Annotated in this window: 8 protein-coding genes; all 8 read left to right on the top strand. The window is 71.4% G+C overall.

Going from position 1 to position 12100, the window contains the following annotated elements; translation table 11 throughout:
* Window positions 1-51: 51 nt before the first annotated feature.
* Complete coding sequence (eccE, locus tag ACFVWW_RS33355; protein ID WP_386878319.1) at window positions 52-1335, top strand: type VII secretion protein EccE; 1284 nt, start codon at window positions 52-54, stop codon at window positions 1333-1335.
* The gene (locus ACFVWW_RS33360; RefSeq protein ID WP_384192052.1) at window positions 1335-2120 is read left to right on the top strand and encodes a hypothetical protein; all 786 of its coding nucleotides are present in this window, start codon (window positions 1335-1337) and stop codon (window positions 2118-2120) included. Before eccE ends, ACFVWW_RS33360 begins: the two co-directional genes overlap by 1 nt.
* Before the next feature lie 331 nt (window positions 2121-2451).
* The gene (locus ACFVWW_RS33365; protein WP_386878318.1) at window positions 2452-5553 is read left to right on the top strand and encodes an SCO5717 family growth-regulating ATPase; all 3102 of its coding nucleotides are present in this window, start codon (window positions 2452-2454) and stop codon (window positions 5551-5553) included.
* A gap of 193 nt (window positions 5554-5746) precedes the next feature.
* On the top strand, window positions 5747-7618 hold the full coding sequence (locus tag ACFVWW_RS33370) for an ABC transporter substrate-binding protein (RefSeq protein ID WP_384192058.1): 1872 nt from the start codon (window positions 5747-5749) through the stop codon (window positions 7616-7618).
* Window positions 7619-7621: 3 nt separating this feature from the next.
* Window positions 7622-8698, top strand: coding sequence for an ABC transporter permease (locus ACFVWW_RS33375; RefSeq protein ID WP_386878317.1), 1077 nt, complete (start codon window positions 7622-7624; stop codon window positions 8696-8698).
* On the top strand, window positions 8695-9624 hold the full coding sequence (locus ACFVWW_RS33380) for an ABC transporter permease (protein ID WP_384192063.1): 930 nt from the start codon (window positions 8695-8697) through the stop codon (window positions 9622-9624). The genes ACFVWW_RS33375 and ACFVWW_RS33380 overlap by 4 nt, the downstream gene beginning before the upstream one ends.
* Window positions 9621-10634, top strand: a complete 1014-nt coding sequence (locus ACFVWW_RS33385; RefSeq protein ID WP_384336989.1) for an ABC transporter ATP-binding protein — start codon at window positions 9621-9623, stop codon at window positions 10632-10634. Before ACFVWW_RS33380 ends, ACFVWW_RS33385 begins: the two co-directional genes overlap by 4 nt.
* Window positions 10635-10734: 100 nt before the next feature.
* Complete coding sequence (locus ACFVWW_RS33390) at window positions 10735-11739, top strand: oligopeptide/dipeptide ABC transporter ATP-binding protein (protein ID WP_384192068.1); 1005 nt, start codon at window positions 10735-10737, stop codon at window positions 11737-11739.
* Window positions 11740-12100 lie beyond the last annotated feature (361 nt).

A 12100-nucleotide genomic window follows, 5' to 3' on the forward strand; every position in this document is an offset into this window, starting at 1 on the left:
AACACCCAGGCCCAGCAGGGTGATCGGTACGAATTGGGGGGTTTCACCATCATGGCTTCCGCGACGCGGACGCGGCCCGCCACGGCCGCGCCGTCCTCCGCCACCTCCGGGGGCTCCGCCGCCCCGGGACTGAGGGCACGCCCGGGGCATTTCGGACCGTTCCGAATGCAACAACTCGTACTGATCGAGATCGCCGCGGCCCTGCTGCTGGTCGCGTGGGTGATCGATCCGCTGCTGCTCGTGCCGGCCGTCGTGGCCGCCGCCCTGCTGGTGCTACTGGCTGTGGTGCGCAGGCACCGGCGCTCACTGCCCGAGTGGCTGACGACCGTCTTCGCCCTGCGGGCACGCAATCGCAGGGCCGCCTCCCTGACGCTTCCCGCCGGTACGGAACCGGGGCTCGCACCCGCCGTCGAGTGCGACCCGGCGCTGCGGACGTACTCGTACAGCGACCGTGACCGGCGCCCGGTCGGGATGATCGGTGACGGCACGTTCCTGACGGCGGTGCTGCAGATCGAGTCGGACGCCACGGCGCTGCGGCCCGACCGCTCCGCCCGGCCGCTGCCCATCGCCCTGATACGGGACGTGCTGGACGTCGACGGCATCCGGCTGGAGTCGGCGCAGATCGTGCAGCACACCCAGCCCGCGCCGGCCCCGCACCTGCCGCAGCAGTCGGTGGCGGCACGCAACTACGCGCCGCTGCAGGCGCAGACGGGTTCGCCCGCCATCCGGATCACCTGGATCGCGCTCAAGCTCGATCCCGAGCTGTGCCCCGAGGCGGTGGCCGCGCGGGGCGGCGGTCTGGCGGGGGCCCAGAAGTGTGTGGTGCGGTCCGCCGACCAGCTGGCGAGCCGGCTGACCGGAGCCGGGTTCCGTACGACCGTACTGACCGAGCAGGAGCTGACCGCGGCCATCGCGATCTCGTCCTGCGCCAATCCGCTGGCCATCGCCCAGGCGGGACGGACGGACACGCCCGGCCGGCGCACCAAGGAGACCTCGCGCACCTGGCGCTGTGACGACCGCAGGCACACGACGTACTGGGTGGGCCGCTGGCCGCAGTTGGGCGGCGACGGAGCAGCCATGCCGCAGCTGGTCGCGCTGCTGACGTCGATCCCGGCGCTCGCCACCACCTTCAGCCTCACCCTGGGGCGCGGTGAGCGGCAGGGGGTGACGGTCAGCGGGCATGTGCGCATCACCGGCCGCAGCGACGAGGAACTGGTCGCCTCCCGCCATGAACTGGAGCGCGCGGCCCGCGGGGTGAAGACCGGGCTCGTACGGCTCGACCGTGAGCAGCTGCCCGGAATGCTCGCCACACTGCCGCTCGGGGGTACCCGCTGATGTCCGTACCGACCTCACCCGCCTCCATGTCCGCCGCGACGCCCACGGCCGCGCCCCGGCCCGCGCCGGCCAGGAACGGCGGCAAGCCGCGGATCGGCTTCGGGCTGATCGGACCGCGGCGCGAGCGGCACTCCCTGTCGCTTGACCAGCTGGAGTCGCTGGCGCTGCCGGTCGGTGACGACGGTGTGGTGATCGGCGTCGACGCGGCCAACAGACCCGCCGTGCTCGGCGTCAACCGGCCCACGCCGTACGACATCACGCTGATCGGCGGGCTGTGGACGGCACAGGTCCTGGTGCTGCGCTCGGCCGCCACCGGCGCGCGGATCGCCGTCGAGACGGGCCGGGCCCAGGCCTGGACCGGACTCGCCCAGGCGGCGGGCGGCGGGCAGCCGTGCATCACCCTGCACGATGTGGGGCGGGTGCCGCCGCAGGGCGCCTCGGCCGGCAGCCCGGTGGTCGTGGTGCGTGACTGTGGGATGCGGCCGCCGCGCGGGCGCGTGGTGTCGGCCCCCTGGCAGTCCGTGATGACGCTGCTGCCGTATCTGAGCCCGGTGGCGCCGCGGCTGATGGAGAAGTCGGGGCTGGTCGGCATCCAGCGGGTGTCGCCGGACGAGGCCACACAGATCGGCCGGATCATGAGCCTGCCGCGGGCCGAGACCGAGGCGCTGTCCACGCTGGCCGACGGGGTCACCCTGTGGTGCACGGCGCGGGACCGGCAGTTCGTGATGACACAGGCGACGGACGCCGAGACCGGATTGTTGGGCAGCGCGCGCCGGATGGACTGAAGCCGGGCCGGACGCACCTGGTGCGCCCGGCCTGTGCGGGTTTTGCCAGGATCTCGTATGGAGATATACGGATTTGACCACTCCCCTGCCGAACACCCCTTCCTCATCTGTTCACTTGGGGACAGGAAGTGACGTACGGACCGGCGGTTGACGGGCTGTCCGCCCTGACGTACCCGCGCCGTTGGCGATTAGGGTGGGTGCGGGCGCGGCACGGAGAACCTGCGAGCCGGTCGGCCGCGTCGTAACGGGAGAGCCGGGCGGACCGGGACATACGGATTCGGTTGCCCCACCCACCACGGCACAAGGGTGCTCGACCACACCAGGAGGCAAAGTGAACGGCGATCGGGACGAGATCCGCGGAGGCTGGAACCGGCCGCCCGCGGACGATCAGTCCGACGCGGAGCCCGAGATGACGGGTGAGTTCACCATCGACTACACCCCGCCCGCCTGGTACACGCAGAACGCGCCGGGGGACACGTCCGGTGGTGGTGCGTCGAGCGCACCCCCTTTCACCCACTCACCTCCGCCGCCCGACGGTGCGCCCGTCGCGGTGCCGGGGCTGCCGGCGGGCAGTGGGTACGAGCCGAGCTGGGCGCCGCAGCCGCCGCCGTCCGCCCAGGTTCCCCCGCCCTCACCCGAACCCGACCCGGCGCCTGCGCCTGTGTCTGTGCCTGTGCCTGCTGCCGACCCGGCGTCCGCTCCCCCTCCCGCTCTGCCCGTCGTCGAGGCGTCGGACTCCTCACCTGGAGCCCCGGAGCCGTTCGGCGGCGGCGATCTGGAGAGCGGGGCGACCATGCGGTTCTCCCCGGCCGCGCTCAAGCGGGAGATCGCGGAGCACGAGGCGGCGAAGGACAACGCGACCGCCGCTTCCGGCGGGACCGAGGGAGCCGGCAGCGCCGAGGGGGAGAGCCCGGGCGCCCCCGACGCACCGTGGTCCACGGATGTCACCGAGCCCGCCGCGGCCGCGGAGCCTGCCGTGTCCGGTGGTGGTACGGACGAGGCCGAGGTGCCCAACGCGCCGGAGGCCGCGGCTGATCCGGTCGCGGCGGACGAGGGTCCTGAGCCGGCCGAGGCCGGGGATCCCGAGCGTGTCCCGGACCTGGTTCCCGCACAGGAGGAGGACGAGCGCGTCGGCGGCGAGGCCGACGCCGACGAGCCGGCCGACGCCGCGCCCGTGGACGCGATCACGGATGCGGTGCCGCAGAGCGCCGTGCCCGCCGATGAGCCGCAGGACACTCCCCCGGCCGCGCAGGGCCAGCCCTGGTCTGCTCAGCCGCCGGCCCCTCGGGGCCCCGGACTGCCTCCGCTGCCGCCCGCGTTCCAGCCCGCAGCGCCGACGTCCGCGCCGCAGTGGCCCGTACCGGCACAGACCGCCGAGGAGTCCGCTCCGCCGCAGGCCCCGGCGCATCCGCAGCCGCCGAGCCTTCCGCAGGCCCCGAACGCCTGGCCCGCGCAGCCGCAGCAGGGCGGGTACGGCTTCCCCCACCAGCAGGGACTGCCGGGGCCCGGACAGCAGGGACAGCCCGGTCAGGCACCGCAGTTGCCGCCCGCCCCGGTGCCGCCCGCCCAGTTGCCGCCCGGCGCACCCGGGCCGAACGCCCCGGTCCCGCCCGCCGGTTACGGCTTCCCTCACCAGCAGGGGCAGCCCGGCCAGCAGGGGCAGCCCGGACCGTACGCTCCGGCGCCGCAGCCGCCCGCAGTCCAGCCGGGCCCGCCCGGTCAGCCCACCCCGCAGGGCGGGTACGGCTTCCCCCAGCCCGGTCAGCCGGGCGGTTACGGATTCCCGCAGCCCGGTCAGCCGGGTCACCCGGGCCATCCGGGAGCCCCCGTACCGCAGCCACCGCAGGGCGGCTACGGGTTCCCGCAGCCGGGACAGCCGGGATACCCCGGTCAGCCGGGCCAGCAGGGCGCCCACGCGCCCGTACCCCTTCCTCCGCAGGCGCCCCATCTGCCCGCGCAGCCGACACCGAACCTCCCGGCCCAGCAGGGCCAGCAGCCCCCTCATCCCCACCAGGGACAGCAGGGGCAACAGCCCGTGACCGGAGCGCCGCCGGTGGATCCCCGCTCCGGCGCCGCCTGGCCCTCCCCCGTCGCGCACGACCATCGCGAGCGTTCCGTACCGGGCGCACCGCTCGGCTACACGGCCGCCGTGGAGCTGTCCTCCGACCGGCTGCTGCGCAACAACAAGCAGAAGGCCAGGAGCAGCCGCAATCCGAACGCCGGCGCGCGCTTCAAGATCGGCGGGAAGGCCGCGGAGGTCGAGCGTCAGCGCAAGCTCGACCTGATCCGTACGCCGGTGCTCTCCTGCTACCGGATCGCGGTCATCAGCCTCAAGGGCGGAGTCGGCAAGACCACGACGACCACCGCGCTGGGATCCACCCTGGCCACCGAGCGGCAGGACAAGATCCTGGCGATCGACGCCAACCCGGACGCCGGTACGCTCGGCCGCCGCGTCCGGCGCGAGACCGGGGCGACCATCCGGGACCTGGTCCAGGCGATCCCGTATCTCCACAGCTACATGGACATCCGCCGGTTCACCTCGCAGGCGCCCTCCGGACTGGAGATCATCGCCAACGACGTGGACCCGGCCGTCTCCACGTCGTTCAACGACGAGGACTACCGGCGCGCGATCGAGGTCCTGGGCAAGCAGTATCCGATCATCCTCACGGACTCGGGCACCGGTCTGCTCTACAGCGCGATGCGCGGCGTGCTGGACCTCGCCGACCAGTTGATCATCATCTCGACACCGTCCGTGGACGGCGCGAGCAGTGCGTCGACGACGCTCGACTGGCTGTCCGCGCACGGGTACGCCGACCTGGTGCAGCGTTCCCTCACGGTCATCTCCGGTGTGCGCGAGACCGGAAAGATGATCAAGGTCGATGACATCGTGCAGCACTTCGAGACCCGCTGCCGCGGTGTGATCGTGGTGCCTTTCGACGAGCATCTGTCGGCCGGCGCCGAGGTGGATCTCGACATGATGCGTCCCAAGACGCGTGAGGCGTACTTCAATCTCTCCGCGCTGGTCGCCGAGGACTTCGCGCGGGCCCAGCAGGCGCAGGGACTGTGGACGGCGGACGGCCAGCCGCCGCCGCACCTCGTGCCGCCGATGCCCGGCCCCGGCGGCCAGCCGACGCAGGGTCAGCCGGCGCAGGGTCAGCCGTACCCGCCGCAGCAGTACCCGTATCCCCAGCAGCATCCGCAACAGCACCCGCAGTATCCCTACCCGCCGCAGCAGCCGGGTCCGCCGCCGGGACCGGGCGCGCAGCAGGGCTGGCAGCAATCGGGACACCCCGGGCAGCCTGATCAGCACGGACCGTACGGACCACAGCAACCGCACCCGCAGCAGAGCCGACCCGACTTGCAGGGTCCTGTCCCGCCCGGCGGATGGCCGCAACAGCAGCCCCCGCAGGCACCGCCAGCGCCTCAGCAGTAAGGCAACAGAGGTTTAGACCAATGAGGGTCCGCACCGTGTTCACGGTGTGGACCCTCAGGGCATTCCCGCAGCCCACACGGTGTTTGGGTGGCCGTTGACGCGGCCGGACGAGCGCTGATAAACCTTCGCTTCACCAGTTGGCCAGAATTAACCCGGCTTCTCCGTCCGAGTGATGACACGAGGTCACCGCCCCATGGTCCTAAGAGTTCTCCCGCGTATTCAGCGGCAGCCCGCCCGGCAACGCCCCCGCCTCCGTCTTCTCCTGGCCTCCGGTGCCGCCGCCGCAGCGCTCGTGGCCGGGACCGTGATCCCCTTCAGCCCGGTGCTCCCGGCGCCCCAGCAGGCCCAGGCCGCGGACGACGGCAAGAAGGTCCTCACCGTCGCCGTCAGCCAGAGCGTCGACTCCCTCAGCCCGTTCCTGGCGCAGACACTGGTCAGTACCAGCATCATGCGGCTGTCGTACGAGTACCTCACCAACTACGACGCCAAGGACGCGCACACCATCCCCGGCTTCGCGACCGCGTGGAAGCCGTCCGCGGACAAGCTGACGTGGACCTTCACCATCCGCGACGACTCCACGTGGTCCGACGGCAAGAAGGCCACCGCGGAGGACGCGGCGTGGACCTTCAACAAGATGATGACGGACGAGAACGCCGCCACCGCCAACGGCAACTTCACCGCCAACTTCAAGAAGGTCACGGCGCCCGACCCGGCGACCCTGGTCATCGAGCTGAAGAAGCCTCAGGCCACGATGACGGCCCTCGATGTGCCGATCGTGCCCAAGCACATCTGGGAGAAGGTCGGTGACTTCTCCAAGTTCAACAACGACAAGACGTTCCCGCTCGTGGGCAACGGCCCGTTCGTCATCACGGACTTCAAGGTCGACCAGTACATCAAGCTCAAGCCGAACAAGGACTTCTGGCGCGGTGCGCCCAAGTTCGACGAACTGCTCTTCAAGTACTACAAGGACGGGGACGCGGCCGTCGCCGCGCTGCAGAAGGGCGAGGTGTCCTTCGTCTCCAACCTCACGCCGGCCCAGGCCGCGGCGCTGAAGAGCGCCGACAACATCAAGGTCAACGACGCACCCGGCCGCCGCTTCTACGCCCTCGCCACCAACCCCGGCGCCAAGTCGAAGGACGGCAAGAAGTTCGGGAACGGCCATCCGGCGCTGCTCGACCCGGCGGTCCGCAAGGCCCTCTTCCAGGCCGTCGACCGCAAGACCGTCATCGACAAGGTCTTCCAGGGCCACGCCGTCGAGGGCCAGGGCTACATCCCGCCCCGATTCGGCACGTACTTCTGGCAGCCCTCGGACACCCAGAAGATCGCGTACGACCCCGCCAAGGCAGCCGAGACCCTCGACCAGGCCGGATACAAGAAGAACGGCAGCGGCAAGCGCGTCGGCAAGGACGGCAAGCCGCTCGACTTCCGTATCCTCTGCCACGCCACGGACCCGAACGACAAGGCCATCGGCAAGTACCTCCAGGAGTGGTGGGGACAGCTCGGCATAGGGCTGAAGGTCGAGTGTCTCGACAGTGTCTCCGACCCCTGGCTCGCGGGCGACTACGACCTGGCCTTCGACGGCTGGTCGGTCAACCCCGACCCCGACTACGTCCTCTCCATTCACACGTGCGGTGCGCTCCCCGCCACGCCCAAGGACAGCGGCGCCACGGACAACTTCATCTGCGACAAGCAGTTCGACGACCTCTACGCGCAGCAGGCGGCGGAGTACGACACCGCCAAGCGCGCCGATCTGGTCAAGCAGATGGAGTCACGGCTGTACGACACCGGGTACATGAATGTCATGGCCTACCCGAACGCGGTCGAGGCGTACCGTACCGACCAGATCAAGTCCATCACGACGATGCCGGAGGCCGCCGGCAACCTCTGGGGCCAGGACGGCTACTGGAGCTGGTGGTCCGCGGTGCCGGCCGCTGACGGCAGCAGCTCCGACAGCTCCTCCTCGACCGGTGTGTTCATCGGGATCGGGGCGGCCGTCGTGCTCGCCGCCGCTCTGGGGCTCTTCGTCATGATGCGTCGCCGTTCCACCGCGGAAGATCGTGAATAACCCATGAGCACCGCAAGCACCCCCGGTGTGGTGCGGGACGCAGTCGACGGCCCGGTGAAAACCGGGCCGTCCGGCTCCGCCCCCCGCGCCGCCTCCGGTACCAGGACCGCGTATCCGCTGTATGTAGCGGGCAAACTGGGCGGCGCGGCCGTCTCGCTGCTCGCCGTCCTCGTCACCAGCTTCTTCCTCTTCCGGATCATCCCCGGTGACCCGGTCAAGGCCATGACCCACGGCGTGCCCACGTCCGCCGAGCAACTCGCGACGCTGCGCCGTCAGTTCGGCCTGGACCTGCCGATGTGGCAGCAGTTCACCGACTACTGCGCCAAGGCGCTGACCGGTGACCTCGGCACCTCGTACCAGTTCCACGCGCCCGTCGGTGAGCTGATCGCCGCGAAGCTGCCCGCGACCCTGCTGCTCACGGGCGCCGCCGTGCTGATCTACTCGGCGCTCGGCCTCTGGCTCGGCACCCGCTCCGCCTGGTACAACGGCAGCCTCGGCGACCGGATCAGCACCGGCGTGGCGCTGACGCTGTGGTCCGTACCGTCCTTCTGGCTCGGGCTGCTTCTGATCATCGCCTTCTCGGTGGGCATCGGCCCGATCCCCGGCATATTCCCCACCGGCGGTATGGAGTCCGGCAACTCGTCCGGCTTCGGGTATGTCCTCGACGTGGCACACCACATGGTGCTGCCGGTGCTCACACTCGTCGCGGTCGGATACGCGCAGACGCTGCTCGTGATGCGGTCCTCGCTGCTGGACGAGATGGGCAGCGACTATCTGACGACGGCGCGGGCGAAGGGGCTGCGGGACGATCTCGTACGCCGCAGGCACGCGGTGCCCAACGCCCTGCTGCCCACCGTCACCATGGTCTTCATCAATCTGGGCCATGTGGCGGCCGGTTCGATCCTCGTCGAGACGGTCTTCTCGTGGCCGGGGCTCGGCGGGCTGTTCTACCAGGCGCTGAGCGTGCCCGACCTGCCGCTCGTCCAGGGCCTGTTCGTGGTCTTCGCCGGCGCGATGATCCTGATGAACCTCCTCGCCGACCTGCTCTATCCGCTGCTCGATCCCCGGGTGGGCCGATGACCCTCGCGAAGACCCCGCCGCCGACTCCGTCGCTCCCGTCCGCCTCCTCGCTCGCGTGGGCACGCCGGCGCGGCTCGGTGACCCGCTTCTGGAAGCAGTACCGCACCCACCGCGCCGGGCTCCTCGGCCTCGCGGGGCTTGCCCTTATCGCGCTGACCGCGCTCCTCGCCCCGCTGCTCGTCGGCGGCGACGTGCAGAGTGTGACCAACGCGCCGGGCACCGCCCTGGAGCCGCCCAGCGGTGAATTCCTGCTCGGCACCGACCAGTTCGGCCGGTCACTGCTCGGTCTGCTGATCTGGGGCGCCCGGATCTCACTGACCATCGGGCTGCTGGCCGCCGCGCTGTCGGTGGCCATCGGCACGCTGGTCGGCATCATCGCCGGGCACTACGGCGGCTGGTTCGCGACGGTCGTCATGCGGATCACCGACTGGTTCCTGGTGATGCCGACACTCGTGCTGGCGATCGTGCTGGCCACGGTCATGTCCCGGTCCATCTGGACGGTGATCATCGCGATCGGCGTCACCAGCTGGCCGACGACGGCGCGGCTGGTGCGGGCGCAGACGATCGCCGTCGAGTCCCGTCCGTACATCGAACGCGCCCAGGCGCTCGGCGGCGGGCACGGCCACATCATGGCGCGCCATGTGCTGCCCAATGTGATGCCGCTGGTGCTCGCCCAGACCACGCTCGGTATCTCCAACGCCATCCTGACCGAGGCGACGCTCGCCTTCCTCGGCCTCGGCGATCCGACCATCGTCTCCTGGGGCGGCATGCTCCAGGACGCGCGTGAGGCGGGCGCCGTCTCCTCCGGGCACTGGTGGTATCTGGCGCCGCCCGGTATCGCCATCGCGTGCGTCGCGCTGGCCTTCACGCTCTGCGGCCGTGCGATCGAGGCCGTGCTCAACCCGAAGCTGGGGGTGTCCCGTTGAGTACGCCGTCCGCCAGTCTGCTGGAGATCAAGAACCTGCATGTGACGTACGGTTCCGGGGCGTCCGCCGTCCCCGCCGTACGGGGCGTCGACCTGAGCGTCGCCTCCGGCCGGAAGCTGGGCATCGCGGGCGAGTCGGGCTGCGGCAAGTCCACGCTGGCGCTCGCGCTGCTCCGGCTGCTGCCGCCCACGGCGAAACTGTCCGGCGAGATCCTGCTCGACGGTGAGGACGTCCTCACCATGAAGTGGGGCCGGCTGCGCGCCGTACGGTGGGCGGGGGCGTCGATCGTCTTCCAGGGCGCGATGCACTCGCTCAACGCGGTCCACCGGATCGGGGACCAGATCGCCGAGCCGGTGCTGCTGCATCAGCACGCCACCCCGGCCGCCGCCCGCAGGCGGGCCGTCGAGCTGCTGGAACAGGTCGGGCTGCCGGCCGCCCGCGCCGACGCCTATCCGCATGAGCTCTCCGGCGGACAGCGCCAGCGCGTGATGATCGCGATGGCGCTCGCCTGCGATCCCCGGCTGATCGTCGCGGACGAGCCGACCACCGCACTGGATGTGATGATCCAGGCGCAGATCCTGCGGCTGATCGAGCAGTTGGTCGCCGAACAGAACATCAGCCTGCTGATGATCAGTCACGACCTGGCGGTCCTCTCGGACACCTGCGACCGGCTCGCGGTCATGTACGCGGGCCGGATCGTCGAGGAGGGTCCGGCGCGGGCGGTGTACGACGCGGCGGAGCATCCGTACGGCCGCGCGCTCTCCGCCGCCTTCCCCCGCATCGGGGACCTCGCGTCGCGGCGTGCCCCGCGCGGGCTGCCCGGCGATCCGCCGGACCCGTCGGCGCTGCCGCCCGGCTGTACGTTCCATCCGCGCTGCCCGGTCGCGCTGGACATCTGTTCCCAGGAGGACCAGACGCTGCGGACCGCGGGGCCCGGCCGGCACGCGGCCTGCGTGCACGTGGGCGCAACGGTCCCGGCGCAACAGTCGGCGGCGGAGCCGTTGTCATGACGGCCGCCCGGTGTACGCGCCGCGCCGCACCGCTCTCCGGGCCGTACCCGCTCGGCCACGCCTGTACGGCCGCCGGACGGCCACCCCTCAGGAGCCACCCATGACGACCGCCCATTCGCCCGCGGCCCCGCCGCTCTCCGCTCCGCTGCTCTCGGCCACCGGACTGAACGTCACGTTCCCCGGGCGGCGCGGCGCCCCGCCCGCCCGGGCCGTCGACGGGGTCGACCTCGACATCGGCGCCGGGGAGATCGTCGCCCTGGTCGGCGAGTCCGGCTGCGGCAAGACCACGCTGGCGCGGGCCCTGCTGGGTCTGGTGCCGCCCACGGAGGGACAGGTCACCTTCGCCGGGGAACCCCTGGCGTACCGCTCCCGCGCCCTCAAGGCGTACCGCAAGCGCGTCCAGCTGGTGCTCCAGGATCCGAGCGGCTCGCTCAACCCGCGCCACACGGTGTACGACGCGGTGGCCGAGGGCCTGCGGATCCACGGCTACCCGGGCGACGAGCGCGAAGCCGTCGCCGAGGCGCTGTCCCGTGCGGGGCTGCGGCCGCCTGAGCGGTTCTTCCTGCGCTACCCGCACGAGCTGTCCGGCGGCCAGCGCCAGCGCGTCGTCATCGCGGGCGCGCTCGTCCTGAAGCCCGAACTGATCGTCGCCGACGAGCCGGTGGCCTCCCTGGACGCGTCCGTCCGGGGCGAGATCCTGGCGCTGCTGCTGTCGCTGCGCGACGAACTCGGGCTGTCCGCACTGGTGGTGACGCACGATCTGGGTCTCGCGTGGAACATCGCGGACCGGGTGGCGGTCATGTACCTGGGCCGGATCGTGGAGATGGGCCCCGTCGAGCAGGTGCTGACGGCGCCGCAACATCCCTACACGCGGGCGCTGTTGTCCGTCCTGCCGGAATCGGGCGAGGAACCGGTCGTCCTCACGGGCGAGCCGCCGGACCCGTCGCGCATCCCGGGCGGCTGCCGCTTCCACGCGCGCTGCCAGGTGCTGGCGTCGGGGGAGGCGGAGCGGGCGGGGGTCGCGGAGCGATGCCGTACGGCTGCGCTGCCGATACTGACGGGCGTCGACACGGCGCAGGTCGCTTGCCACTGGGCTGGCGTGTAGGGGGTTGCGGGGGCGCGGGGCGGGTGGGGCCGTTCGTTGTGGTGCGGGTGCCGGGGGTTCCGGAGGTGTGTGTCCGGACTGCATGATTTACGGCGCGTGCGGGTGCGTTGCCGGGTGCGGCCCGTCGAGCGCCACAAATCACGCTTTACGTCCGGACACGCACCTCCTGCACCCCCGACCCCCTCCCGCCGACGGCCCCGCGCCCCGCTTAGGGAGGGGTGGGGGTGGGGGGTCTGTGCGGGAGGTGAAGGGGGGCGGGTAGGGGTGGTGTCCAGGACGTAGAGCGTGATTTGTGGCGCTCGACAAGCCGCACCAGTTATCCGGTCCGCACGCGCCGTAAATCATGCAGTCCAGGACACCA

The organism is Streptomyces sp. NPDC058198 (assembly GCF_042882605.1).
Taxonomy (GTDB): domain Bacteria; phylum Actinomycetota; class Actinomycetes; order Streptomycetales; family Streptomycetaceae; genus Streptomyces.